Annotated in this window: 25 protein-coding genes, 1 tRNA gene and 1 pseudogene; 12 read left to right on the top strand and 15 right to left on the bottom strand. The window is 42.3% G+C overall.

The window, feature by feature from the left end; all coding sequences use genetic code 11:
- Position 1: 1 nt before the first annotated feature.
- The 10 genes from BLU97_RS12130 to BLU97_RS12175 form a co-directional block, all read right to left on the bottom strand.
- Entirely contained in the window at positions 2-805 is an 804-nt protein-coding gene (locus BLU97_RS12130) for a glycosyltransferase family 32 protein (protein WP_074761792.1), read from the bottom strand.
- A gap of 2 nt (positions 806-807) precedes the next feature.
- Entirely contained in the window at positions 808-1,827 is a 1,020-nt protein-coding gene (locus BLU97_RS12135) for an acyltransferase (RefSeq protein WP_074761793.1), read from the bottom strand.
- Positions 1,824-3,062 (bottom strand): glycosyltransferase, encoded by a 1,239-nt coding sequence (locus BLU97_RS12140; protein WP_074761794.1) that lies wholly within the window; start codon positions 3,060-3,062, stop codon positions 1,824-1,826. Before BLU97_RS12140 ends, BLU97_RS12135 begins: the two co-directional genes overlap by 4 nt.
- The gene (locus tag BLU97_RS12145; protein ID WP_074761795.1) at positions 3,063-4,178 is read right to left on the bottom strand and encodes a polysaccharide pyruvyl transferase family protein; all 1,116 of its coding nucleotides are present in this window, start codon (positions 4,176-4,178) and stop codon (positions 3,063-3,065) included.
- Between the two features lie 13 nt (positions 4,179-4,191).
- Positions 4,192-5,724 (bottom strand): hypothetical protein, encoded by a 1,533-nt coding sequence (locus tag BLU97_RS12150; RefSeq protein ID WP_074761796.1) that lies wholly within the window; start codon positions 5,722-5,724, stop codon positions 4,192-4,194.
- Positions 5,725-5,749: 25 nt separating this feature from the next.
- Positions 5,750-6,826: a hypothetical protein gene (locus BLU97_RS12155; RefSeq protein ID WP_074761797.1), complete on the bottom strand. Its 1,077-nt coding sequence runs from the start codon at positions 6,824-6,826 to the stop codon at positions 5,750-5,752.
- Between the two features lie 3 nt (positions 6,827-6,829).
- Positions 6,830-7,930 (bottom strand): DegT/DnrJ/EryC1/StrS family aminotransferase, encoded by a 1,101-nt coding sequence (locus BLU97_RS12160; protein ID WP_074761798.1) that lies wholly within the window; start codon positions 7,928-7,930, stop codon positions 6,830-6,832.
- On the bottom strand, positions 7,930-8,826 hold the full coding sequence (locus BLU97_RS12165) for a sugar 3,4-ketoisomerase (RefSeq protein WP_074761848.1): 897 nt from the start codon (positions 8,824-8,826) through the stop codon (positions 7,930-7,932). Before BLU97_RS12165 ends, BLU97_RS12160 begins: the two co-directional genes overlap by 1 nt.
- A gap of 93 nt (positions 8,827-8,919) precedes the next feature.
- The gene (gene galE, locus BLU97_RS12170; RefSeq protein ID WP_074761799.1) at positions 8,920-9,936 is read right to left on the bottom strand and encodes a UDP-glucose 4-epimerase GalE; all 1,017 of its coding nucleotides are present in this window, start codon (positions 9,934-9,936) and stop codon (positions 8,920-8,922) included.
- Between the two features lie 569 nt (positions 9,937-10,505).
- Positions 10,506-11,198 carry a transcription termination/antitermination NusG family protein gene (locus BLU97_RS12175; protein ID WP_074761800.1) on the bottom strand — a complete coding sequence of 231 codons (693 nt, stop codon included), beginning with the start codon at positions 11,196-11,198 and terminating at the stop codon, positions 10,506-10,508.
- Between the two features lie 744 nt (positions 11,199-11,942).
- Here BLU97_RS12175 and BLU97_RS12180 point away from each other — a divergent pair.
- The 6 genes from BLU97_RS12180 to BLU97_RS12210 all read left to right on the top strand — a co-directional run bounded on the left by BLU97_RS12180 (position 11,943) and on the right by BLU97_RS12210 (position 14,294).
- Positions 11,943-12,167 (top strand): DUF3791 domain-containing protein, encoded by a 225-nt coding sequence (locus BLU97_RS12180; RefSeq protein WP_074761801.1) that lies wholly within the window; start codon positions 11,943-11,945, stop codon positions 12,165-12,167.
- A complete protein-coding gene (locus BLU97_RS12185; RefSeq protein ID WP_074761802.1) occupies positions 12,164-12,637 on the top strand; it encodes a DUF3990 domain-containing protein in 474 nt (157 codons plus the stop codon). Before BLU97_RS12180 ends, BLU97_RS12185 begins: the two co-directional genes overlap by 4 nt.
- 225 nt (positions 12,638-12,862) lie before the next feature.
- Entirely contained in the window at positions 12,863-13,018 is a 156-nt protein-coding gene (locus BLU97_RS16115) for a hypothetical protein (RefSeq protein WP_175456377.1), read from the top strand.
- A 287-nt stretch (positions 13,019-13,305) separates the two neighbouring features.
- Positions 13,306-13,635 (top strand): nucleotidyltransferase domain-containing protein, encoded by a 330-nt coding sequence (locus BLU97_RS12200; RefSeq protein ID WP_074761805.1) that lies wholly within the window; start codon positions 13,306-13,308, stop codon positions 13,633-13,635.
- On the top strand, positions 13,626-14,039 hold the full coding sequence (locus BLU97_RS12205; RefSeq protein ID WP_074761806.1) for a HEPN domain-containing protein: 414 nt from the start codon (positions 13,626-13,628) through the stop codon (positions 14,037-14,039). Before BLU97_RS12200 ends, BLU97_RS12205 begins: the two co-directional genes overlap by 10 nt.
- 15 nt (positions 14,040-14,054) lie before the next feature.
- On the top strand, positions 14,055-14,294 hold the full coding sequence (locus BLU97_RS12210; RefSeq protein ID WP_074761807.1) for a hypothetical protein: 240 nt from the start codon (positions 14,055-14,057) through the stop codon (positions 14,292-14,294).
- A 204-nt stretch (positions 14,295-14,498) separates the two neighbouring features.
- On the opposite strand, the pseudogene BLU97_RS12215 reads toward BLU97_RS12210, so the two are convergent.
- From BLU97_RS12215 to rsmA, 4 genes and pseudogenes are all read right to left on the bottom strand, one after another.
- Positions 14,499-14,741 (bottom strand): annotated as a pseudogene (locus BLU97_RS12215) (16S rRNA (adenine(1518)-N(6)/adenine(1519)-N(6))-dimethyltransferase); the annotation flags it as partial.
- A gap of 42 nt (positions 14,742-14,783) precedes the next feature.
- The gene (locus BLU97_RS16120; RefSeq protein ID WP_074761809.1) at positions 14,784-15,374 is read right to left on the bottom strand and encodes a hypothetical protein; all 591 of its coding nucleotides are present in this window, start codon (positions 15,372-15,374) and stop codon (positions 14,784-14,786) included.
- Positions 15,375-15,382: 8 nt separating this feature from the next.
- Positions 15,383-16,630 (bottom strand): AAA family ATPase, encoded by a 1,248-nt coding sequence (locus BLU97_RS12225; protein ID WP_074761810.1) that lies wholly within the window; start codon positions 16,628-16,630, stop codon positions 15,383-15,385.
- A 130-nt stretch (positions 16,631-16,760) separates the two neighbouring features.
- Positions 16,761-17,588, bottom strand: coding sequence for a 16S rRNA (adenine(1518)-N(6)/adenine(1519)-N(6))-dimethyltransferase RsmA (gene rsmA, locus BLU97_RS12230; RefSeq protein ID WP_074761811.1), 828 nt, complete (start codon positions 17,586-17,588; stop codon positions 16,761-16,763).
- 522 nt (positions 17,589-18,110) lie between these two features.
- On the opposite strand from rsmA, the gene BLU97_RS12235 reads away from it, so the two are divergent.
- From BLU97_RS12235 to BLU97_RS12260, 6 genes are all read left to right on the top strand, one after another.
- Complete coding sequence (locus BLU97_RS12235) at positions 18,111-19,217, top strand: lysylphosphatidylglycerol synthase transmembrane domain-containing protein (protein ID WP_074761812.1); 1,107 nt, start codon at positions 18,111-18,113, stop codon at positions 19,215-19,217.
- A complete protein-coding gene (locus BLU97_RS12240; RefSeq protein ID WP_074761813.1) occupies positions 19,214-19,582 on the top strand; it encodes a four helix bundle protein in 369 nt (122 codons plus the stop codon). Before BLU97_RS12235 ends, BLU97_RS12240 begins: the two co-directional genes overlap by 4 nt.
- An 87-nt stretch (positions 19,583-19,669) precedes the next feature.
- On the top strand, positions 19,670-21,127 hold the full coding sequence (locus BLU97_RS12245; RefSeq protein ID WP_074761814.1) for an aminoacyl-histidine dipeptidase: 1,458 nt from the start codon (positions 19,670-19,672) through the stop codon (positions 21,125-21,127).
- 274 nt (positions 21,128-21,401) lie between these two features.
- Positions 21,402-22,328 (top strand): magnesium transporter CorA family protein, encoded by a 927-nt coding sequence (locus tag BLU97_RS12250; RefSeq protein ID WP_013064835.1) that lies wholly within the window; start codon positions 21,402-21,404, stop codon positions 22,326-22,328.
- A gap of 117 nt (positions 22,329-22,445) precedes the next feature.
- On the top strand, positions 22,446-24,281 hold the full coding sequence (locus BLU97_RS12255) for a DUF349 domain-containing protein (RefSeq protein WP_410543914.1): 1,836 nt from the start codon (positions 22,446-22,448) through the stop codon (positions 24,279-24,281).
- 6 nt (positions 24,282-24,287) lie between these two features.
- Positions 24,288-24,764: a nucleoside deaminase gene (locus BLU97_RS12260; protein ID WP_080694856.1), complete on the top strand. Its 477-nt coding sequence runs from the start codon at positions 24,288-24,290 to the stop codon at positions 24,762-24,764.
- 137 nt (positions 24,765-24,901) lie between these two features.
- Here BLU97_RS12260 and BLU97_RS12265 read toward each other — a convergent pair.
- A tRNA-Tyr gene (locus BLU97_RS12265) sits at positions 24,902-24,984 on the bottom strand.
- Between the last annotated feature and the right edge of the window lie 125 nt (positions 24,985-25,109).

The raw sequence follows: 25,109 nt of genomic DNA on the forward strand, positions 1-25,109 counted from the left end.
TTTATTTACTATAAGGTATTAACTTATACCTCATATGTCGTTTGTATTTAATATGATACATGAAAGCATAATGAAGATTTAATAATCCATCAGGTATAGCCTTTTTTATTACATCTTTATAAGAAGTTTTCTTTTCAGATTTCATCCATGACCCCACAAAATAATGAGAACAATATGACTCTTTTGTGCGTATAGGTTTGATGAAATTACGGGAGTTAAAATAATCCTTAGGAAATATTCGAATAGCGTCTTCACAATACGTAAAAGGCCCATTTTTTGTAAGGAAAAAATTATATTTACCACATAGTGCATCGTGAAAGACAACTGGCAATCCCTTCTGCCCCATTGTACCATCTGGATTTGCAAACAATCTTCCATTATACCATTCCAACACATCTTTAACCCATTGACATCCTTTTTCAGCACCAAAAATAGCTGGTTCAAAACAATGTACGGCATCTTCTCCTATAAAATAAGGCAAATCTAGCATGTCGTCGAATGGTTTATACATCATTACATCTGAATCCAGATAGATACCTCCGTAAGTATAAACAGCAAACACTCGGATGTAATCTGCAGCAAAAGCATATTTTCGTGCCTCAAAAGCCTGTTTACACCAAACAACTGAATCCAAGTCGAAATGTTTCTCAACTATATTCAGCCCCAAGCAATCCTTAGGTTTCTTACCCCAAAGCCACACCTCATAATCATTCAGGTGCTGCTTCCAAGACTCCAGACAAGCAGCAATATCCTTAGGAAAGACATCGCCAGAGAGCCAGCATAAATGAATAATTTTGGGTATCATACTTACTCTTGAATTTTATGTTTATAGCCAATGACATAATTGGCTAAAGGCAAATAACTAATCATATAGCAAAGAATCAAAGCACCACAAAATACAATGATTATCCTTATCGCATAGCCAACTAAGTATGGCATTTTACTTATAAAACCAACATGAGGTATTAAATACTCAATTATTCCATAATGTATAAAGTATACACCGAAAATAAGGTTAGAGATAGTGCCCAATGAACGGGTTTCGCATTCTGACAGTTTTATATGAGAGCTTATCTTCTCTAACATATTCCAGTAAAACACCATACTGACAGCACAAAAAACAGACAAATACCAAAGACCATCATAAAGCTTAACATCACCTACAAATAACTTCACAAAAATCATGATTACGAAAGCAATCACGTAAAGTAATAATGAAAGTTTTAGTTGGATTCCATACTTTTTCAGATAGTAACCAAGTACAAAATATCCAACATATCCTGAGAAATTAAATAGGACACCATCAACAGATTCATCAATTATCAGCCAATTTTTCAAAATAGGAAAACAAAGAGATATTAACCATAATCCAAGATACAATTCCAATGTTTTTTTATCTATCTTTTCTAGCCATGGACTGATTATTGGTGCAACAAGATACATTCCAACCATAACATACATAAACCATAAAACACTTGCACCTTGAGCAGAAAAAGGAATGCTGCATACTGAAACTAAATTCAGATTACCATTCAATGCAAGATATACAATAGACCATAATATAGTCGGGATAGCAACCTTTCTCAACCTTTTCGTAATAAAGCCCTTCGTATTAGCATAGGTGCGGGTGGTGGGGTGGGAATTAATCGGAAGAAGCAATGCACCTGATACTGCAAAAAACAACCCATTGCAGGGAGCTTCCAAATAACTCAATAATGAAATTACTACACTTGAAGTATTAGAAACATCTCCAAAGCAATGGCAAGCAACAACCAACACCATTGCTACAATCCTAATATAATCATAAGCTATAATGCGCTCCTTCATTTCTCCATATTATCATTTAAACCTATTAGACTATATATTTTTTCTACTTCAGCTCCCCCCGTATAATCATGTGTCTTAAGATAGTTGATTATTGTAGATTGCCTATTAGAATCCATTACGAGAGCATAAATCGCTTCAGCAACGCTCTTGTTATCAAGTTCGCAAATCACTCCATCTACACCATTATTTATCTGACTCACAGCCGTCGGATAATTGGTTATTATTACAGGCTTGCAAAGCACTTGTGCCTCGCGAACAACAATACTTTTACCCTCATATCGAGACGGATGGACATAGATATCACAACCTTTGATATATGGATAGGGATTATCCGATGGTCCCATGAAGATAACATTATCTCTTACTCCCAAATCTTCACTCAAAGCATCAATCGTAGAATGGTCACCGGGACCAACAATAACCCACTTAAAATCCTTATACTTGATTTTGGAACCATGCAATTTGAAAAGTTCTTTTAACTCAGACGCCATGTTCGGAATATTGTCGTAGTTCTTTGCATTGCTGATTCTACCCACTGAGCAGAGTGTCAATACGTCTACTTCCTTATCTATAGAGGCTTGAGTAGCTTTGGTCTCAATATAAGCCTTAGGGAGCATATTCTCACACTCTAGTATTTTGTCCTTCAATGATGGGAACACTGAAAGGAAGCCCTCAGTCACTCCTGGGCTGATAGAAACAATCTGGTCATATTTTCTCCAAATAGGGAACTCCAAATTCTCATTGATTGAGATATGCCTATAATCGGTATGAAGCCATGCAATCTTCTTCTTTGCCATCACATTTTCAAGTACTATATTATGCGGATAGTTATAAGAGATAGCAAGGTCATATTCTCCAAAATTGTATAGATTATGCAGCACTCTTCCTACTTCATTGCCAATATATGCAAAACCTGCACTACGGTCTTTTTCCGAAGGGTTCTGTTTATAGAACCTATTCATCTTCCACTTCGCCAACAAGCGAGCCATACCAATGAGAGGATGTCCTTTCTTGAAAACCATAGCAAGAGGTTCCTCCATCATGGCATAACCATTATCCTCCGGCAACAGGTTGACATAATTTGGGATTGCACTCATAAACACACCATGATGAGCGAAAACAAATAAGTCAATATCAACTTTACTTGGATCAAGTGCTTCAAGTAGGCCTATCAGAGAACTTTCTGCCCCACCGATCTCCATATAATGCATGGAGATAATTATTTTCTTCTTCATTTATAGCTCAATCTTTTTTGAAATAGCTTCGTAAAGATACTGCTTCGAAAATGCAATATCAGCATCTATTTTTTTTTGAACAGCAGAATATTCAATAGGGGCAGTTGGGATTGCTATATTACCATCCAACATCCTTTCCTGTAAACCGTATTGCTTCAACAAACTGTACATACGTTCATTAATTGTTTCGAAACGATTCACCACACAAAACTCTCGATGGAATATCAAAGAAAAGGCGGTAGCATGAAAAGAATTAGATATAACAAACTCTGAATCTCGAATCAAACGCACAAAGTCCAAAGGGCCAGCACTCCAATAATCTTTGTCTGCGTACGATAATTTGTTAGCGGAAATATTACAAATTATTAAGTCCCGCTGTTTGGCTATTTTTTTTGCCGCATTTTTAAGACGCAAAGAACCTTCGGTATCATAAACCAAAAGGTATGGTTTCCGATTCTGCATGGTCTCAGGCAGTAGATTATTCCACTGCTTTTGAGACAAAAGAAACACTGGATCACAAACCGCTATACCATCAGCCCTGCCCAAAGATTTCAACAGAGGGAGTGATATTTTTTCTCTCAAAGAAATTCTATCCAGTCCACACAACAAGTTACATACAAACGTCTTGTATTCTTCAACAACATCTTTGGTCGCGAAACTGGCTGCGTATGTAATGCGACGAGCAGTTTTGGGAGCAAAATCCAAGTAAAACGCAGGATCACGTCCATTTCTAAACAGCGTATTCCAAATCTGATCGCTGCCTGCGATATAAATATCTGCCTTAGGCGTATTTTTCTTCAATTCCTCATTGCTATGATAGCGAAGGGAGGAAAGATGTAAATATTGCCGATTAAACTCATCGAATTTTTTCTTCCGCTTCAGAGCGGCTAATCTTCCTGGGAGCTTCGCAAGCAAATACAGCTGTTTGACAACTGGCTTATCAAACTTCGGATTTGAGACAGCTCTGAGGCTATAATGACCGCTGAGATAATCGGGTTTATAGTCAATAATCTCTACGTCATGTCCCAAGCTACTCAAATAGGTTTGGAGAGCATATGCTTGTAATGAGGCGCCATGATTATAAACATCATGACAAGTAATGGTCTTTATTTGCATAAGAAAATACAATTTAATGCTTCTGAATCTTCCTTATTACTTTGTTTATAGTCCCTAACATGAATAGTCTTTCTTCATTGCTGAAAACCAAGAAAAAGAAAAGAAGAGAAATAATAATCCATTCAATGAAACTCATCCATGCAAAAGTAAATAAATCCGAAGACATTCCAAATTGGGAATAAGCGAAAGCAGAAGCCACAGAAAAAACAATCACGGCTTTTGCATAATCCCATAGAATTTTCCAGCTATTAAACTCCTGTATATTGCGATGCAACAAAAAAATATCTATTGAGCATGAGGCTAATTGACATAAAACAATAATCGCGTATGCAAAGACTGGATTCTTATACACATACATGCATATAAAAATAACAAATGGGGTCGAAAAATCAATGATTCCAGTCAATACACTGGGTAGTTTTATATTGCCTGTAGCATGTAGTCCAATTGTAACTACCTGTGACACACAAGTCATAAATATACCGAACAGTAATAATCGACAAAACTCAATGCTATATTTAGGTATCTGACCGAGCCATAGTTGAAAGATGTATTCTGCATCAACAAATATTGGTGTGATTACTAAAGCTGCTAAATACATATTTAGACGGATAGAAGATTCTGTGAGAGTCTTCATCCTATTGATATTTCCACTACTATAATTCTTTATTATCTGAGGGCGAACAGCTGTAACGACATTACCTATAAATCCGATAATAATACCTTGTACCGTTGCCGCTATACCACCTGCTGCATTAACTATAGTACCAACAAATGTATTAAGAACTATGTTACTTCCATATACACGTAGAGAATATCCACAACCCGAAAAAGCATTCCACCAAAAAAAATCAAGCATGGGTTTGAGAATTGCCTTATCGCATAAAAATTTAAATTTAGTTTCAATAAAATTTTTTAAACAATAGAATCTATATGTCATTGCGATAATGACATTTACAGATAGTACCAATATAGAATACAAAACAAGTTTGTCAACGTTTCCAATTAACAACAGATATACTATACCCAACTTAAGAAAGACATGAAGGAGTTCAACGTAAGCATAAACATCCATCTTCTCATGAGATATTATAGCCGCATTATATGGCACTTGCGTGAAAGTAAGAAACATTCCAACGATACTGCATTGATAAACAACATGAGCCGCTACCATTCGCTCTTCTGGTATCACTAGTTTATTGCACAACAGCCACAGACCAAATGTTTCTGCAATAATAAAAACTACCACTGCAAGACCTATATGGATAATAATTGCAGACGAAAAAGTCTTTATTAAATTTCCGATGTCATTTTTCCCCATTTCAAACGTAAAGAATCGGGATGTGGCACCTGCCATTGCAGAATTTAGGAAGCTAAACATTGCGACAACACCGCCAACAACATTATAAACACCATAATCGCTTACCCCTAATGTTTGAAGGACAACGCGGCTGGTATAAATGCTAACGATAATTGAGAGCAGCATTCTAGCATAAAGTAGGATGCTGTTTCTGGCAATTGTCTTATTATCGGATTGGTCTGACATATTTAGTTATAAAAATCCTTTTCTGTTAAGTATTTGTCCAACAATCAATATACTGTTGTGCAATATCTTTGTACGAATGATATTTTTCAACAAATTTTCGGGATTTAAGACCCCATTCTTCAATTTTGTCACGATTAGCTATAACGTATTCTATCGCACTACAAATCTGATCAACATCTTTTGTTAAGTTCATGACAGGACAATCTTCATAGCCAAGTTCTTTGTTACCTTCCGATTCTGCTCCTCCCATATATATTTTCCCTCGTGCCATTGCAAAAAGAGCGTTCATAGAGAAAGAATAGCTATGTACATCATCGAGTATTACATTGGTACGATTTGTTAGCTCCATATACTCCTCGAAAGGAAGGCCTCCGGCACAGATAAACTCTGCGACATCAGAATACTTGTTTCGCAAACGGTCAAATGCTGCCTGTATATATTTACCGCCCTTGCATGCTCGAGAAATTCCATGAAAGAAAACTATCTTCTCACCAACTTTATTTGGTTTATACTCAAATTTATCTATATTGATAGGAATGCGAATCGTTGGTTTCAGCGATTTGAATTGACGGTGAGGTTGGGCATATTCATACCACAAAGGAATTGTTCCATCTACCATTTCACGAATTTTCGCCTCTGTGGTAGCTGCATTTTTATCCATTAAGAAACTATCATGCTGAGGGTTATCCAAATACGCCTCTGTATAGTCATGGTATTTAGTTTCCTTATGAGAATTCCAATACTGAAAACTGATAAAGTCCAGACCACTGTCACTAATAAACACTTTTTTATTGTTTTTTTTCACATATTTGTAAAACCAATAATTGAACCCTTCAAAATGAGCATACAGTAAAGCACGAGTACTAATAAACATTACGACATCATAACCGCAAAAGAGTTTACGGTGTTGTAAGATATAGAGGATTTCTAATAATCCGTTTATTTTAGGCAATTGAAAGTGCTTATCCCAACGAAAATCTGCCGGATAGTCCCTGGTTCCATCACCATTAGAAGCCGTGAACACTTGATGCCCAAGGAATCTTAATCCATCGCTAAGACATGTGAACAACCCACTATATTCTCCTATAAGAAGTATTTTCATAATCTACTTAAACACATTTATTACATTTACTACTATTTCTGCTTCCTCCATACTAATCACCTGATTCATAGGGATACTTAGCTCCTGTGTGTGAATCTTCTCTGTGATAGGATAGCTACGGTACTTCCAATCCTTGTAGCACTCCTGTTTATGAGGAGGAATAGGATAGTGAATCAAAGTTTGTATTCCATTCTCTTTTAGAAATTCCTGTAACTTATCACGATACTCACAGAAAATAGGGAACTGGTGGTAAACGTTGTTCTCATCGTCAATACGTTTGGGAAGCGTAATCAACGGATTATTGATATGTTCATAGTAATAAGCAGCCAAATCCTGACGCTTTTTATTATCTTCATCCAAATATTTCAGCTTCACATCCAAAACTGCGGCATCCACCTCAGACATGCGGCTGTTCATGCCAACATACTTGAACACATACTTCTTCTGACTACCATAATTGGCAACGGCACGGATTACTTCTGCCAACTCTGTATTATTGGTAGTCACAGCACCAGCATCACCAAAGGCACCGAGGTTCTTACCTGGATAGAATGAGTGTGCAGCTGCATCCCCCAATGCTCCTGTCTTCACGCCTTTCCAAGCGCATCCCTGACTTTGGGCACAGTCTTCCATAAGCTTTAGGCCATATTTCTTACAAATCTCTCCGAGTTTTTCATCATATGACACACGGCCATAGAGGTGAACAATCATCACGCCCTTAGTCTTGGAAGTAATGGCTTCCTCTATCTTGTCAATGTCAATCTCCAAATGCTCCCATGTAGGTTCTACGAGAACGGGAACAAGATTATTACGGGTAATAGCAATGATAGTAGCAATATAGGTATTGGCCGGCACAATGATTTCATCACCATCCTTCATTATACCCAGTTCCTTGTAGCCACGCATCAACAGATACAACGCATCCAATCCGTTGGCCACAGCAATACAATGGTCTGTTCCAATATACTCGGCATAGTCAGTCTCAAACTGTTTGTTCTCGTTACCCTGCAGGAACCAGCCAGAATCAATCACGCGGTTTACCGCTGCCTTATACTCATCACCGTGCATGGCGGTGATAGCCTGTAGATCTAATAACTTAATCATTATCTTTGAGTCTTAATATATTCCAAATAATCATCGTAATTACGGATGTAGTCAGCCTCAGAGTAGCCGTGGGATGCCAGCACCAAACAGATACTTCCGGAGGAGAAACCTTGTTCAGAGGCCCATATTCCAGGCGGCACGTGCAAGCCCCAGAAAGGTCTATTAAGAAGGACTGTACGTTTGTTGATGCCATCATCAAGTACCACCTCAAAGGCTCCTGATGCAGCTATGATAAACTGATGACATTCCTTGTGGGCATGTGCACCTCGGTCTTCACCGCCAGGGATGTCGTAACTATAGAAAACACGATTAATATTGAACGGCACGTGTACATTCTCATACATGAAGGTCAGGTTACCCTCATCATCGTGCATCTTATTCAGCTCGCACAACGAGCAGTCAAACACACTCTTGGCCTCGTTCAGCATATTCATGCTTAAAGGATTGTTCAGTTTCACCGAGGTCTTGGCATCCGTGATGGTAGGCACCTTTGAGCAATCCTTACGCCATGCTTTGTATTCTCTGTAGTCTGCCACATAGTCTTTTTCGTCATATTCCGTTGAGGAAAGAACTAAGGCCAAGGAATTAGTAGAGAAATTCGTCATTTTTCTCCACATACCTTTGGGGACGTACAGACCGAAGTACGACCTATTAAGCGGAAACACCATCTGCTTTTCTCCGTTATCTAACACTACATCAAAGCTACCAGAGAGAGCCACAATAAACTCCTCGGTCTCTTTGAACGCGTGACCACCACGGTCAAGGCCACCTGGTACATCATATATCCAATGCACTCGTTTGATTTCAAACGGGATCTGCTTTATCTGCTCAATGATTGACAGGTTTCCACGAGGATCTGTAATCTTAGGCAATTGAATAATTTTACAGTTTTCCATTGTCATGACTCAAATGTCTATAAATTTAATCTAGTATAATCTGATGTTATGTTTTCCTTCATCTCGATTACTGTGAGATGATGAAAAAATAAATTATTTTCCATAACCATTTGGATTATTCTTTTGCCAATTCCAACTATCACGACACATCTCATCAATGCCATACTTGGCCTCCCAGTCAAGTTCGGCTTTAGCTTTTGCTGGATTGCAATAACAGGTAGCAATATCTCCTGGTCTGCGAGGCTTAATAACATATGGAACATTAACACCGTTAACTTTCATAAAAGCATTGACAACGTCAAGTACGCTATAGCCATGACCTGTACCAAGATTATATATAGCTAAGCCGCATTTATTGTTGATGGCCTTTAATGCTGCCACATGGCCTGAAGCCAAATCACATACATGAATATAATCACGTACACCTGTACCATCAGGGGTATCGTAGTCATTTCCAAAGATTCCCAACTCTTTGCGAATGCCAACAGCAGTCTGGGTGATATAAGGCATCAAGTTATTGGGGATGCCATTGGGATTCTCTCCAATCATACCACTCTTATGAGCGCCAATAGGGTTGAAATAGCGCAACAATACCACATTCCATTCTGGATCGGCTTTCTGGACATCCATCAGCACCTCTTCGAGCATACTCTTGGTTTGACCATAAGGATTAGTACAGTGCCCCTTGGGACAATCCTCTGTGATAGGAATAATGGCAGGATCGCCATATACCGTAGCAGAGCTACTGAAAATGATATTCTTACACTGATTCTGGCGCATTACATCCAAGAGGACGAAAGTGCCGGTCATGTTATTGTGATAGTATTCCAAAGGTTTTGCTACTGATTCACCTACAGCCTTAAGGCCTGCAAAGTGAATGACTGCATCAAACTTGTTTTCATCAAACACTTTTGAAAGTGCTTCCTTATCTCGTACATCAACCTCATAGAAAGGAATTTCCTTTCCAATAATCTTTGCAACACGTCGCAGAGATTCTGGATTGCTATTCACAAGGTTATCTACAACAACTACGCTGTGACCAGCTTTGTCAAGTTCTATAATGGTGTGACTACCAATGTAGCCCGCACCGCCTGTTAAAAGTATTTTCATTGAAATAAATATGGAAAAATGATGTATCCGTTAAGAATTACTAAATATGTCCCCACGGGGACAGATATTTTGTTGGTTCATTACAATTTCATACCTTTGCGAGGTTAAAACGAATAGTAACAATTAAGAAAGAAAATGTATCCAAAATATTTAACAAATCACAAACCTCTCAAGGTAACTGTACTACATGCCGGTGAATCAACCACGACATCGGGCACTTATAAGCAATATCCTCATCCCTTCTTAACCCCCTCTCTATATAGTCCCCACCCTCTCTTTATAGAGAGGTGGGGCTATAGGAAGAGGGGTGTAAGGGATAGGGATATTTTTCCTTATTAGTTTTCACCGAAAATCAAGTTGATTTCTACTCATAAACAAGTTAATTTTGACTCAAAATCAATTTGTTTTTTCCTCGAAATTGAGAGGCCTCCCCCAAGATTGGAGTACCCCTTAACAGGGGTACGTAAATCTTTAGGGGGAAGAGGGCCTCGAAGTGCGGTGAATTAATTCAAAAGGGGCAATGAATTAATTCGTTAGGGGTTTTGAATTAATTGACGGTTTTTGAGGGGTTATATTTTCTGGAGGAACGGGGTTGGGATGTAAGCAGTGGCGCAGAGGCAGTTGAGGGCGGTGAGAGCTACGAGAACTCGCTGCTGACCGCGAGCCCGGATGACACGACCACGAACACCTTTGAACTGACCACAGATAACCTCGACCTCATCATCGGTCTTGTAATGGAAGTCGCCACCTTGGAGCATCAGCAGATTCTCGTCGTTAGTGCAGGTGGCACGGATAAAGTTGAGCATCTCGTGCTCGGGGATAGTAAGCGGAGGGTTACGCCAGTTCTCACCCTCGACAAAGTGATTGTAGTAGAAGCTGAGGAACTCAGACAGCTGCGGCACAGGCGAAGGCTCATCGGGATCGTTATTACGAACGAACATCATGGCCTGCCTGGGCGTGAGATAGGCGAACACGATATTGGCAATGAGGCATTGCAACACCTTTTTGGGGCGCCCCTTAACCTCGATATAGGCATAGCGTTTGGGAACGTAGGCATAAACACCACTCTGGATGAGCAGCTGCTCGGCTAATATCTCACGACCATAGGAGGCACGGAGTACATACCAACGCTTATCAGGATCTGGAGCGTATTCTACCGACACCCCTTTTTGTGTATTTACAGCTTCGGGGATGGCCATGGGGGTAAGTCCACAGCATGTTATTGGTGATGTAGCCTTGTTAGCATTAGTCAATGCATCCATATCGGCCTACTGTTTTTTATGCGCGCCAAAGTCTTAGCGGCAAGACATAAAAAAAGCGTGGAATCGTCGCTGCCTATTCCACCACCTGAGGCTCTCGCATTGCCCATAGTTGTAAGAACAGACAACGCCAGAGCCCACGCCGATATGAATACAAATCACCCTACCCCACATATGGAGATAGGGGACGCGTATAAACACATCCCGAGAGCATCTACCGTTGCTATGTTCAAGACAACTATTGTGAATTTGCGAGATTCCAGATGGTCTCAAACGTAGCGCTTGTAAACGCCTTTAATATGTACGAAAACTCGCTACCCACCCTTCCACTTCTTGGCACGATTGCCTTGAATCCGGCGTGGACATGACGAGAATTCGGGCACAAAAGTACACCTTTTATCTGAAATAACCAAAGAAAAAGCCAATAAAGAATAAAAAAATCCTCCTGGCTTGATTTAACTTTATTTTGTTCACCTTCTTTTCAAAAAGAAGTGAACCGAAGAAAATTCTCTCCTCACCAAGCCTCTCCCCACATGGAGAGAGGCTTAAACTCAAAGTCGCAGAGACCGACGACTTCTCGTGCCTTTTTGGCAAGCCGGGACTACGGCTTATATTGCTTATGCGCCAAAGGCGCCATTACTAATACCATGCTTAAACACTATTTTATTAATCTTCTTTTCAAAAAACTTGCAAGTTTCAAAAATATATCCTATCTTTGCGGCAAAAATAGGATATGCATCATCGATTATGGGATACAGTAATCACGATAAATTGGAATGGACACTCATTTTCTCTTTAGAATTTGGGCGGCGTTATGGTTTGACACTCAAACAAGCCTTTAATTATCTGAAAAGATACAAGGGTATTGAGTTTATTGACCAGCATTATGATTATGTGCATACACAGTCGTTCCAATCTATGATTGCTGATATTGCAGAATACTGCCACAGGAAAGGAGGACAACTGGTATGATTCTCTATCATGGTACAAATGTTGATTTTTCCGAGGTTGATCTAAAAAAATCGAAGCAAAACAAAGATTTTGGACAAGGTTTTTATTTGTCTCGTGAATATGCTCAAGCAATGGATATGGCCAAAACAAAGGTTGAACAAATGGAAACTGGTGTGCCTGTGGTTTTGAGCTATGAAGTTGACGACGAACTGATGAATGAATTGAAAGTTCTTCGATTTGATGATTATAGTGAAGATTGGGCTAAATTTATCTTGTTGAACCGCAATAATGATACATGTTTCCCTGCTCACGATTATGATGTTGTGATTGGACCTATTGCAGATGATCGTGTGGGCGTACAACTCTGGAAATATGAGACGCGCACTATTGATTTACCAACTTTGGTGCATAACTTGCGCCATATGAAGGGAATAACCTTTCAGTATTATTTTGGAACTGAACGTGCAATCAAATTATTGAAACGTATATGAACGAGCAAGAGCAAATGAAACTTGACATGGTTAAAAATCTCGCGTTGTTATTGATAGATAATGATTCGAATCTATCAATGGAAGACGCTTTAGCTACAGTGCTTAATTCTGATACATATACCCGTTTGATGCGTGATTCGACTCGTCTATATTATCAGAGTCCTCGATATGTGTATAGTTTCCTGGAAAGTGAATTAAAGACAGGAAGTATTAAATAAATAATTTATGATTACAATGAAAAAATCGCTAAAGGATAAAACTCCAAAGCGTGTGTCAGCTAAGAAATATTATGGCATATGGGGTGATGATAGTATGACAGACGATGAGTTTGTTGGCGAGTTGAAATCACTTCGTAGTTTCAAACGTGACATCATTGTATGAACAAATATTTTTCTTCGATTCACCTTTTTTTAGAAAAGATTATTTTTAAAAAGGTCCTTTACACAACAATCGACTTGCAAAAATAAACATTTAATGTTTAAATTTGCTAGTCGATTGCAAATATCTAACACCATGCTTAAACACTCAGGGAGCGTCCCGCGGCAAGGGGCAGACAGCCCCGACGAGCGGAAGATTAACAACAAAAAAATGTTCATCTTCTTTTCAAAAAACTTGCAAGTTTCAAAAATATATCTTATCTTTGCGGCGGATATATAATATAGCATAAGATGACAACGGCAACGCATAATCAAATCGTGAATGCCATAAGAGGTAAGGCTAGTCAGATAGTACCAAAGGGAGCTACAGTTATTCTCTTTGGCTCAAGAGCACGTGGTGATGCTCGTGAAGACTCTGATTGGGATGTGCTTATCCTGCTTGATAAAGATCGCATAACCTCTCAGGATATTGATGATTATTCTTATCCATTGCGTGAATTGGGGTGGGACTATAATCAGTGCATCAATGCTATCTTATACACCAAACATGATTGGGATAGCAGTATTAGCAGTCCTTTCCGCGAAAACGTAACTGAAGATGGAATCAGATTATGGGGTTAAGTGAAGAAAACAGGAAAGACGTTGTTCTTTACCGTATTGAACGAGCATTCATAGCTCTTGATCAGGCGAAGAAGAATCTTCAGATTAATTGTCTGGAGGTGACAGCTAATAGACTTTACTACGCTGCTTATTATGCAGCATCTGCCTTACTGATAGCCCACGGTATCCGTACAAAAAGTCATGAGGGTAACATAAACCAGTTTGGTCAGCAGTTTGTGATGACAGGTAAAGTGCCAAAGGATTTTGGGAAATTCTATAACCAGCTGTTCCAGATGCGTCTTACTGGCGATTATGGAGATTTCTTTGGGTTAACAGAAGAGGATGTTGTACCCAAAATTCAACCAACCGAAGACTTTGTCAATGAAGTTACTGCTTTAGCTAAGCAGAAGCTTGAATTGGAATAATCAATATATTAACTGATGTATACAGTTGTAATTAACAATAAAGGAATAAAGGTTGATGTTTCAGTCATTCTGTTTAAGGAAGATGATGTTTTTCATGCCTATTGTCCGGAATTAGACTTGGTGGGTTACGATTATACCGAAGATGGAGCCAAGAAAAGTTTCGAATGGGTATTGAAAGATTATCTCAACTATACAGTTGAGAATGGTACCCTTGAGCAGGATTTGCTGAATCATGGTTGGAGAAAAACATGTTAATCTATTGGGAACTTACAGATTTAGTAAGCTCTCATTAGTAACAGAGTAACAATCGACTAGCGTATTTAAACATTAAATGTTTATTTTCGTTAGTCGATTGCAAATTATCTAATACCTGAAAACACCGAGGGGTATGCCGCGCGGCTGGGGGCGAGCAGCCCCCAAAGAGCGAGGGCGGGTGGAGCGAGCTTTATGCGAGCGGGGTTATAATGCCGATGCGACTTTGTTGGTGAGGGCGATGAACTGGGGGATGGAGAGTTGCTCGGGACGGCGGGTCATCATCTCGTCGTCGAAGAATCCGGCGGGGGCAGGATGGTTGGCGTCGAAAATCTGACGAAGAGAAACACGCAGCATCTTGCGACGCTGGTTGAAAGTGGTTTTTACCACGCGACGGAACAACTGTTCGTCGCAACCCAGATCGGTAACCTCGTTACGCGTCATGGCGACGGGACGTAGATTGATGCCTGTGAGATAATTGGCAGAACCAGTTTACTCTACCTTTACATGTTGATGAGTGCGAATCTCAATTGTATTCGAACATATCAGGTTAACATGAAGCTGCTCTTTGTAAGTCAGAATACGTTCGGGTGATGGATAGAACTGGCTGAATGGTATCATTTCGTCATGCTCTGGAAGAGAAACAACCCATATATACCGGTAGTCGGACTCACCAAACAAGTGTTTTATATCTCTCAAATATAGAAAAGTGTCCTTTACCTGTGAAAGAGCTTTCTCAAAATTATCATTCACCGTTCTTGGATCTCCACCACAATATTTCAACTCTGCCAACACCAGCCACCCCTTCTTACGAGCCTTGTCTGAAACAAGCATACATTCACAATTCGAAACAAGTTCGTGATCATTGCCCCTAAAATAGCTCAAATTCTTCTCGAAGTTGACAGCCAATACAGGTATATGCTGTTTGTTTTCGAAATGAAGTGTTTTGATATCTGCAAACGGCATGTTTGACATTACAACACCCGTCTTTCCGCAAGTCGGATGACTCTCTGAATATCGCGTATAGTCTCCAATATAGAAGTCGGACTCAAATCGCTCAGTTTCTCTGAATATCTTTTCCATCTCAGATTTTAGTCCTTATACATCAGCAGATTATTAAAATCACGCATCACGTCGCCCATCACACTATTGAAGTAGTTCTGTCTTATCAGTCCATCTTTATCTTGTATAGTACTGTTGGCAGATTCCTCACCGTATGTTTTCATGCTTCCATTCTCTATTTCCCACACGCCCACATCGCCAGGAGCTATAACAACATCTAAACAATTTATGTTCAACTCTGCATTTTCTTCTTTAAGAAATTCTTCCCGGACAATATTTGCCAATAAGCAATTATTAAGAGCATAAAGTATATAGGGACTGTGTGTTGTTATTACAGCACGGTGTGCTTTGCCATGATTCAAACAACTTAGCAGATGATACATCAGTTGGCACTGCGTATTTGGGAACAGATTCTGCTCAGGTTCTTCAACGACAAACTGGGTATGAGTATATACTTTTCCCTGAAGAAATCCTTTTATGCGGTCTATCAGTTTCTGCTCCATTCCATCTTTGGCTTCACTCGATACACGCGAAAGAATCTCTCTCATCTGTTCGTTTTCTGCTGGCGAAAAAGGTTTGTTTTCTTCATAGATTGTTGATGACAGATAGCTCAGCAAAGCCATTAATGGCACAACTGACTGAAAACCGCTACTTGACTGGCTAAGCCTAATCTTTTGTCCAGCCATAACCACAATGTCGCTATCAGTCTTAGAACTGTAATAATACTCTATACCCAACATTTCTATCTTCAGCGGCTGTTTTTCTGTATATGCCTTTTTTGCAACGAACCAGTCGTTCACAAAACTCTGAAGAGAATCGTCTTGCTCCGCGTATTTTTGAAGATTAGGTACAACAGACACGAAATTTCTCTCAGCAGGAATATATATCACCTTAGGGTTGACACTTCGCTGAGCCTTATGGAAAATAAACTCATCTTGGCGAAAGTGAGATGGGGCAAAATCGTCAGATTTCCAATTGAGAGGGAATGGTTCAGGGAAATGATAGAAAAAGGCCACATCATCTCCAATGTATGCCAGTTCTGACTCATCCTGGAAATAGCCTTCCATTCTATGGAACTTCATCATTAATGACACAAGACCACCCGTCTCGGCTTTCATCGTAGCATCACTATCTTTCTCAAGCCAGGAACAAAAACTGATGATTTTAGCAAGAGTGCTCTTGCCACAACCTTGAGGCCCCATGAAGACATTGACCTTCCTTAGCTCAATATCCACATCCTTTATTGGTCCTACATTTCTAACTATAAGTCTTGCCATGTTCCTTGATTTATCAATCTATGAAACCTATTTTGGGTACAAAATTAAGAAATTAAATTTATATAAACCTATTTACGTGCAAAATACTAAGATTTTTTAAGTAACTGTCAACAATAACGATGATATTCATCTATTTTAAAGCACTTGCGACTTTGTTGGTGAGGGCGATGAACTGGGGGATGGAGAGCTGCTCGGGGCGGCGAGTCATTATCTCATCGTCGAAGAAGCCTGCGGGGGCAGGATGATTGGCGTCGAAAATCTGACGAAGAGAAACACGCAGCATCTTGCGACGCTGATTGAAGGTGGCTTTTACCACACGACGGAACAGCTGCTCGTCGCAACCCAGATCGGCCACTTCGTTACGCGTCATGCGGATAACGGCACTCTGCACCTTGGGAGGCGGATTGAACACGCCTGGCTCGACGGTGAAGAGATACTCCACATTGTACCAGGCCTGAATCAATACCGACAGAATACCATACTGCTTGTTGCCAGGTTGCGAAGCCATACGTACTGCCACCTCGTGCTGTATCATACCCGTGCAACAGGGAATCAAATCCTTATTGTCGAGCATCTTGAAGAAAATCTGCGATGAGATATCGTATGGATAGTTGCCGGTGAGCACAAACTGCTGACCATCAAACACCTCACGAAGGTCCATCTTCAAGAAATCAGCTGAGATGATTTCTCGAGGAAGGAGGAGGGAGGAAGGAGGAAGAGGACTCGTAAATTCAGGGAAATGTTCCTGCAGATAAGCCACACTCTCGCGGTCGATCTCGACCACCTTGAAGGGACGGGGCTTCTCTACGAGATATTGAGTCATCACACCCATGCCAGGACCAACCTCCAGTACAGGAATGTCGGGACAGGCATCAACGGTATCGGCAATACGCTTGGCGATATTCAAGTCGGTCAAGAAGTGCTGACCGAGATTTTTCTTGGGTCGAACTTGTTTCATGGGGGCAAAGGTACGAATAAGTGAGCGAAATACAAAATAAATCGCGATTTATTTTTATTTCCGAACGGGAGTACCTTGGGCGAAGCCAAAGTACGAATAAGTGAGCGAAATACCAAAATATAGAGCAAAAAAAATCGCAGATTAGAAAATCTGCGACTCCATTTTTCAATTTTTGTTCAATTACTTATTGTTGTCTACATTAACAGCAACGGTTACTACCAGTGATACAGCTAATGCGAAGGCAGCCATGGTCATTAATAAAAAACTTGTCTCTAAAGTTACCATAATTAATTCCTTTCTCTAATCTTTTATTTATTTGTTATCCTTAAAACCGCTGCAAAGGTACGACTGTTATCGCACACAGCCAAGAAAATAGTAGAAAAAAGGCAAAAAAGAGAGCTTTCTTTGACACGTATCAATTATTATTCGTACTTTGGCTTCGCCGAAGGTACTTTCACTCGGAAATAAAAATAAATTGGGATTTGTTTTGTATTTCACTCGTTTATTCGTACTTTTGCACCCATGGAATTAAAAAACATCATCAGTAGCGTTGCTAAAGTGGTGCTGCCATTTGTGCTTGGCGGCGCCATTTTGTGGTGGATGTATCGTGGTGAGGACTTCTCAAGCATCAGTCATGTGCTGACTGAGGAAATGAACTGGACTTGGATGCTGCTATCATTCCCTTTTGGAATCCTGGCGCAGATGTTTCGTGGTTGGCGATGGAAGCAGACTTTGGAACCTATTATTACGAGGAAGGAGGAAGGACGAAGGACGAAGGATGAAGGAGGAAGGACGAAGGAGGAAGGAGAAAGGACGAAGGAGGAAGGACCTGCTATCAATAGGGCCAGCACTTGCATACATGCGGTGTTTATCAGCTATGCTGCCAGTTTGATTATTCCACGTATCGGAGAGTTTTCGCGATGCGCCATACTTAAGCGCTACGACGGCATATCATTCTCGAAAGCCTTAGGCACGGTTGTTACAGAGCGTGCAGTAGATACGCTCATCGTGATGATCTACTCGGGTATTATCCTACTGGTTGAAATGAGCGTGTTTGGTACCTTCTTCCGCAAAACAGGTACATCGCTCGACAGGATACTAGGTGGTTTCTCGGCAATGGGATGGGTGGTAACGGCCATCTGCGCTGTGGCAGTACTGATACTGCTGCACCTGCTGCTGAAAAACTTCTCTATATATAATAAGGTAAAAATGACGTTAGGTGGCATCTGGGAAGGTGTGCTCTCGCTGAAGGGTGTGCGCAACCTGCCACTCTATCTGTTTTTCTCGATAGGCATCTGGGTGATGTATTTTCTGCATTACTACCTCACCTTCTTCTGCTTCGACTTTACCGAGAACTTAGGTATCGGCTGTGCGTTGGTATCGTTTGTGGTAGCCAACTTTGCCGTTATCGTGCCTACGCCAAATGGTGCCGGGCCCTGGCATTTTGCCATCAAGACCATGCTGATTCTCTATGGTGTGGCTGATGAGCATGCCCTCTGGTTTGTGCTGATAGTACATACCGTGCAGACGATGCTGGTGATTGCATTAGGCATCTACGCCTGGGCAGCCTTGATGTTTACCAAAAGGGTTTCGAGGAAGGAGGAAGGAGAAAGGAGGAAGGAGAAATGAATGATTTTTTCTATAAGAAAGTTGATGCATATCATATTGCAAAAGACTTTGTGATATACGTGTATTCTCTACTAGAGAAATATCCACAAAAGGAGAATTATGCATTATGTGATCAAATACGGAGAGCTGTTATTTCTGTACCTTCAAATATAGCAGAGGGATTAGGACGGAGCTCAATAAAGGAGAGAATTCATTTTCTTGAGATTGCATTCGGTTCCCTTTCTGAAGTTTCCTGCCAATTGGATATCTCGGAATCATTAGGATATATTTCTGCCGAAGAACTACATGAAGCAGAACTTAAGGCAGAGCACCTATCGAAGGTCATGTCGGGATTAAAGCATTATCTAGAATCAAAAATAGTATAAACTTGTAGGTTGTGAGATTAAGGAACTGAGGAAGTATTCTCCTTCCTCCCTCCTCCTTCCTCCTTCCTCGTAAAAAAAAGAAAAACTATGAGTGAAATTAAGAATCTGAACCCAGTGTGCATCTGGAAGAATTTCTATGCACTGACACAGGTTCCACGTCCTTCTGGACATTTGGAGAAAGTACAACAGTTTCTGCTTGACTTTGCCAAGCAGGTAGGTGTAGAGGCCTTTAAGGACCCCGCTGATAACATTGTGATGCGCAAACCCGCTTCGCCTGGTATGGAGAAGAAGAAGGGTGTGATTCTGCAGGCACACATGGACATGGTTCCACAGAAGACACCTGAGAGCACTCATAACTTTGAGACCGACCCCATTGAGCCTTGGATTGACGGCGAGTGGGTAAAGGCCAAGGGTACTACCTTAGGTGCCGACAACGGCTTAGGCGTAGCTGCCATCATGGCTGTGATGGAGGATAAGACCTTGAAGCACGGACCTATCGAGGCACTGATTACTGCCGATGAGGAGACTGGTATGTTTGGTGCCAACGCCCTGCCCGCAGGCGAGCTGAATGGCGACATTCTGCTGAACCTGGACTCTGAGTGCTGGGGTAAGTTTGTGATTGGTAGCGCTGGTGGTATCGACGTAACTGCTACTCTGGATTATAAAGAGGTAGAGACCGAGGCCGACGACGCTGCTGTGAAGGTAACCGTAAAGGGTCTGCGTGGCGGACACTCGGGACTGGAGATTCACGAGGGTCGCGGTAATGCCAACAAGCTGCTGGTTCGCGTGGTTCGTGAGGCTATCGAGGAGTGTGAGGCCCGTTTGGCCAGCTGGCAGGGTGGTAACATGCGAAACGCCATCCCATTCAAGGCCGAGGCTGTGCTCACACTGCCCAAGGAGAATGTAGCAGCCCTGAAGGAACTGGCTGCCGACTGGCAGGACGATTTCCAGGACGAGTATAAAGGCATTGAGAGTGGCATCGAGGTATTGTGCGAGGATGTAGAGACACCAAAGATGGAGGTGCCTGTTGAGATTCAGGACAACCTGATTAACGCCATCTATGGCTGCCACGACGGTGTAATCCGTATGATTCCCAGCTATCCTAACGTTGTAGAGACATCGAGCAACCTGGCCATCATCAACATTAGCGAGGGTAAGGCTTCGCTGAAGATCCTGGCTCGTTCAAGTCGTGAGGATATGAAGGACTATATTGTAAAGACACTTGAGAGTTGCTTTAACATGGCAGGTATGAAGGTTGAGACAGCTGGCAGCTACGGCGGCTGGGATCCCAACCCCGAGAGCGAGATTCTGAACCTGCTCTGCAAGGAATATAAGGCTCTGTTCGGCCAGGATGGCATCATCCAGGTTGACCATGCCGGACTGGAGTGCTCTATCATCCTGGGTAAGTATCCACACCTGGATGTAGTAAGCTTCGGCCCCACCATGAAGTCGCCTCACACCACTACCGAGCGTGCCCTGATTGCTACTGTAGATCCATTCTGGACACTGCTGAAGCACACACTCGAGGTTATTCCTGAGAAGTAATTTTTTGGCACGGATTACACGAATTAACACGGATTATTTTTATACACAATCGAAAACTTTCGTGTAATTCGCGTAATTCGTGCCTTAAAAATTTGTTTTTTCAATTTTTCTTTTTACCTTTGCACACGATAAATCAATTTAATAACAAACATTATGGACGATTACCCGGCGAATAGTTACAACTGTTAGGCTGGAGGGTGGCAGGCAAGACCGCTAATCCTCTTGCCGCTAAAGTATTGATTGTTAATTACCACTTGTCAAACGGATTAGCAAAATGAAGACATTCTGGAATACCCAAGGCGGACTGACCCAGATAAAGGACTGGCAGCCCAATTGCTGGATACAGGTGACATGCCCCACCGAAGACGACCAGCGCGAACTCGAAGAGAAGTTTAATATACCCGACTACTTCATGTCGGACATCAGCGATACCGATGAGCGTGCCCGTTACGAGTACGACGACGGATGGATGCTGATTATCCTGCGTATCCCTTACGTGAAAGAGATACGATCGCGTACGCCATACACCACTGTGCCCTTGGGTATCATTCATAAACGTGATGTGACTATTACCGTTTGTTTTTACGAGACAAACGTAATGATTGATTTCGTGAGTTTCCAGCAGAAGCGTGGCGAGGGCTTTACCGACCACGTAGATATGATTTTCCGTCTGTTCCTCTCAAGTGCCGTTTGGTACCTGAAGCGCCTGAAGCAGATTTCGATGCTGGTAGATAAGGCTAAGCGCAACCTGGACAAAGAGGTGAACAACGAGAGTCTGATTGGCCTGAGCCGACTGCAAGACTCGCTCACCTACTTCCAGACCTCTATCCGTGGTAACGAGACCCTGCTGTCGAAACTGAAGTTCAAACTGCAGATCGACGAGTTGGATGCCGACCTGATTGAGGACGTAACCATTGAGATGACGCAGGCCCGCGAAACCACCATGATTTACTCGAACATTCTTGAGTCGACCATGGACACTTATCAAAGTATTATCAATAACAACATGAACACCGTGATGCGTACACTTACTACGGTAACCATCCTGATGATGATACCTACGCTGGTGACGTCGATGTTCGGTATGAACCTAATCAACGGCATGGAATCCAAACCATGGGGATTCATCTTGGCAGTCATCATTTCTGTCGCCATTTCGGCTATTGCATGGGGCATTTTCCGTCATAAACGACTGGTTTAGGCCTCAAAAACGCAAAAAAACGCCAAAAAATTAGGTTAATTAAATAATAATGTTTAATTTTGACCCCAAATGTTGATGATGCTAAGCATCATTTAGTAGTAATTTAATAGTTAAATGATGGACTCTCAAGAGAATACCCTCGAACTGGGTAAAAACGAAGAAGTAGTTAACGAAGAGGTTACCTCTCAAGTAGAAACAACTGAAAACTCGGAGCCAGCAGCTGAGCAGGCCGAGGAGCAGACTCGTGTGGTTTACGAGACCAAAGCCGATGTGCTGCACCGTTTGCAGGACATTGCACATGGCGAGGAAGTTCCACAGAAGGACGAAGTAGAGTATCTGAAGTCGTCGTTCTACAAACTGCATGTAGCCGAGCGTGAGGCTAAGCTCAAGGCTTACCTGGATGCAGGTGGCGATCCTGAGCAGTACCAGTACACGCCCGACGAGCAGGAAGAGGCTTTCAAGGCCGAGATGGGCATCATCAAGGAAAAGCGCGCCAAGATTTTCAAGGAGCAGGAGGCTGAAAAGCAGGAGAACCTGACCAAGAAACTGGCTATCATCGACCGCATTAAGGCCATGGTTACTACCCCCGACGAGGCCAACAAGAACTACAAGGAGTTCAAGGCCCTGCAGGAGCAGTGGCGCGAAATTAAGAATGTGCCAGCTGATAAGGCCAACGAGCTGTGGCGTAACTATCAGCTGTACGTAGAGCAGTTCTACGATATGCTGCGCCTGAACAGCGAAGCACGCGAGTACGACTTTAAGAAGAACCTGGAGCTGAAGACCGCTCTTTGCGAGGCTGCCGAGAAGCTGGCCGACGAGGAGGATGTAATCAGCGCCTTCCACCAGTTGCAGAAGCTGCACCAGGAGTATCGCGAGATTGGTCCTGTTGCCAAGGAGCAGCGCGAGGAGATCTGGAACCGCTTCAAGGCTGCATCGAGCGTTATCAACAAGCGCCACCAGCAGCACTTTGAGGGTGTTCGCGCCAAGGAGGAAGACAACCTGGCCCGTAAGACCGTGCTCTGTGAGAAGGTAGAGGCCATTGCTGCCGAGGAGAACAAGGGCAGTGGCGATTGGGAGAAGCACACCAAGCAGATTATCGATATTCAGACTGAGTGGAAGACCATTGGTTTTGCACCTCAGAAGATGAACGTGAAGATATTTGAGCGTTTCCGCGCTGCCTGCGACGACTTCTTTGGTCGTAAGGCAGCTTACTTCAAGGGCTTGAAAGAAACCTTCAAGGAGAATGCCGAGAAGAAGCGCGCCCTGATTGAGAAGGCCAAGGAACTGCAGGCGTCGACCGAATGGAAATCTACCAGCGATAAGTTCATCGCTCTGCAGAAGGAGTGGAAGACTATTGGTATGGTGCCTAAGAAGTTGGGCGACCAGCTGTGGGAGGAGTTCCTGGCAGCCTGCAACACCTTCTTCGAGGCCCGCAATGCCGCTGGTGCCGGTGCACGTGGCGAGGAGCGCGAGAACCTGGATAAGAAGCTGGGTATCATTGAGCAGCTGAAGGCTCTGGCTACAGAGACTGGCGAAGAGGTGGCCGAAAAGGTACAGAAACTGGTTGATGAGTACAACGCTGTAGGTCACGTACCTTATAAAGAGAAGGATAAGCTGTACAAGGAGTACCACGCTGTGCTGGACAAGTTGTATAAGGATTTGAACATCAGCGTGGCCAAGCGCAAGCTGAACAACTTTAAGCAGAACCTGAAGAACGTAGCTGAGCGCGGCGAGAATGCCCTCGACAACGAGCGCACACGCCTGTTCCGTCAGTACGAGAACCTGAAGTCGGAGATTCAGACCTACGAGAACAACCTGGGATTCCTGAATGCCAGCTCGAAGAAGGGTAACAGCCTGATTGACGAGATGAACCGCAAGGTACAGAAGTTGAAGGACGATATGAACCTAATACGCGAAAAAATCAAGGCTATTGATGCTGAAAACAAACAATAATTGCGGATGATAACAGAACAAGATAAGAAATTTATGAGGGAAGCCATCCGCCTCGCCAACGAAAGCGTTGAGCGAGGCGGTGGTCCCTTTGGGGCTGTCATTGTAAAGGACGGCGAAATCATTGCTGGTAGCAGCAACAGTGTAACCATTGATAACGACCCTACAGCTCATGCTGAGGTTAATACCATCAGAAAGGCATGCTTTAAGCTGCGTACATTCGACCTGTCGGGATGTACCATCTACACCTCGTGCGAACCCTGTCCGATGTGCTTAGGCGCCATCTATTGGGCGCGTATCAGCAAGATATTCTACGGCAACACCCGTAAGGATGCCCGAGATATCCAGTTTGCCGATGATTTCATCTACGAGGAGCTGGAACGCCCCATGGACAAGCGTACGGTGCCCATTGTGCCACTACTACGCGACGAGGCGCTACACACCTTCCGACTGTGGACTGAGAAGACAGATAAGACGGAGTATTAGTTACGAGGAAGGAGGAAGGAGGAAGGACGAAGGAGGAAGGACGAAGGAGGAAGGACGAAGGAGGAAGGACGAAGGAGGAAGGACGAAGGAGGAAGGGAAACAAAAAAGAGACCTGCGTTGCAGATCTCTTTTTTTTGTGGGTGCTGATGGATTCGAACCACCGAAGTCGAAAGACAGCAGATTTACAGTCTGCCCCATTTGGCCACTCTGGAAAACACCCATCGCTCAAATGCGGGTGCAAAGGTACTAAGATTTTTTGAGCTGTGCAAATTTTAGGGCAAGAAATTTTAGAAATAATGCATAAAGAGCTAAAAAAACAAGAATGGAGAGCTTGCATAGACAAAC

The sequence above is a fragment of the Xylanibacter ruminicola genome (assembly GCF_900107775.1).
GTDB classification, from domain to species: Bacteria; Bacteroidota; Bacteroidia; order Bacteroidales; family Bacteroidaceae; genus Prevotella; species Prevotella ruminicola_C.

Bases quoted from the DNA above. Each gene is read 5' to 3' on its own strand.
- BLU97_RS12165 (WP_074761848.1), bottom strand. From the start codon at position 8,826: ATGGAAAACTGTAAAATTATTCAATTGCCTAAGATTACAGATCCTCGT.
- BLU97_RS16115 (WP_175456377.1), top strand. From the start codon at position 12,863: ATGATTACAATGAAAAAATCGCTAAAGGATAAAACTCCAAAGCGTGTG.
- BLU97_RS12130 (WP_074761792.1), bottom strand. From the start codon at position 805: ATGATACCCAAAATTATTCATTTATGCTGGCTCTCTGGCGATGTCTTT.
- BLU97_RS12260 (WP_080694856.1), top strand. From the start codon at position 24,288: ATGATAACAGAACAAGATAAGAAATTTATGAGGGAAGCCATCCGCCTC.
- BLU97_RS12150 (WP_074761796.1), bottom strand. From the start codon at position 5,724: ATGTCAGACCAATCCGATAATAAGACAATTGCCAGAAACAGCATCCTA.
- BLU97_RS12235 (WP_074761812.1), top strand. From the start codon at position 18,111: ATGGAATTAAAAAACATCATCAGTAGCGTTGCTAAAGTGGTGCTGCCA.
- rsmA (WP_074761811.1), bottom strand. From the start codon at position 17,588: ATGAAACAAGTTCGACCCAAGAAAAATCTCGGTCAGCACTTCTTGACC.
- BLU97_RS12135 (WP_074761793.1), bottom strand. From the start codon at position 1,827: ATGAAGGAGCGCATTATAGCTTATGATTATATTAGGATTGTAGCAATG.
- galE (WP_074761799.1), bottom strand. From the start codon at position 9,936: ATGAAAATACTTTTAACAGGCGGTGCGGGCTACATTGGTAGTCACACC.
- BLU97_RS12155 (WP_074761797.1), bottom strand. From the start codon at position 6,826: ATGAAAATACTTCTTATAGGAGAATATAGTGGGTTGTTCACATGTCTT.
- BLU97_RS12240 (WP_074761813.1), top strand. From the start codon at position 19,214: ATGAATGATTTTTTCTATAAGAAAGTTGATGCATATCATATTGCAAAA.
- BLU97_RS12245 (WP_074761814.1), top strand. From the start codon at position 19,670: ATGAGTGAAATTAAGAATCTGAACCCAGTGTGCATCTGGAAGAATTTC.
- BLU97_RS16120 (WP_074761809.1), bottom strand. From the start codon at position 15,374: ATGGAAAAGATATTCAGAGAAACTGAGCGATTTGAGTCCGACTTCTAT.
- BLU97_RS12205 (WP_074761806.1), top strand. From the start codon at position 13,626: ATGGGGTTAAGTGAAGAAAACAGGAAAGACGTTGTTCTTTACCGTATT.
- BLU97_RS12210 (WP_074761807.1), top strand. From the start codon at position 14,055: ATGTATACAGTTGTAATTAACAATAAAGGAATAAAGGTTGATGTTTCA.
- BLU97_RS12200 (WP_074761805.1), top strand. From the start codon at position 13,306: ATGACAACGGCAACGCATAATCAAATCGTGAATGCCATAAGAGGTAAG.
- BLU97_RS12185 (WP_074761802.1), top strand. From the start codon at position 12,164: ATGATTCTCTATCATGGTACAAATGTTGATTTTTCCGAGGTTGATCTA.
- BLU97_RS12145 (WP_074761795.1), bottom strand. From the start codon at position 4,178: ATGCAAATAAAGACCATTACTTGTCATGATGTTTATAATCATGGCGCC.
- BLU97_RS12180 (WP_074761801.1), top strand. From the start codon at position 11,943: ATGGGATACAGTAATCACGATAAATTGGAATGGACACTCATTTTCTCT.
- BLU97_RS12225 (WP_074761810.1), bottom strand. From the start codon at position 16,630: ATGGCAAGACTTATAGTTAGAAATGTAGGACCAATAAAGGATGTGGAT.
- BLU97_RS12250 (WP_013064835.1), top strand. From the start codon at position 21,402: ATGAAGACATTCTGGAATACCCAAGGCGGACTGACCCAGATAAAGGAC.
- BLU97_RS12140 (WP_074761794.1), bottom strand. From the start codon at position 3,062: ATGAAGAAGAAAATAATTATCTCCATGCATTATATGGAGATCGGTGGG.
- BLU97_RS12255 (WP_410543914.1), top strand. From the start codon at position 22,446: ATGGACTCTCAAGAGAATACCCTCGAACTGGGTAAAAACGAAGAAGTA.
- BLU97_RS12160 (WP_074761798.1), bottom strand. From the start codon at position 7,930: ATGATTAAGTTATTAGATCTACAGGCTATCACCGCCATGCACGGTGAT.
- BLU97_RS12175 (WP_074761800.1), bottom strand. From the start codon at position 11,198: ATGGATGCATTGACTAATGCTAACAAGGCTACATCACCAATAACATGC.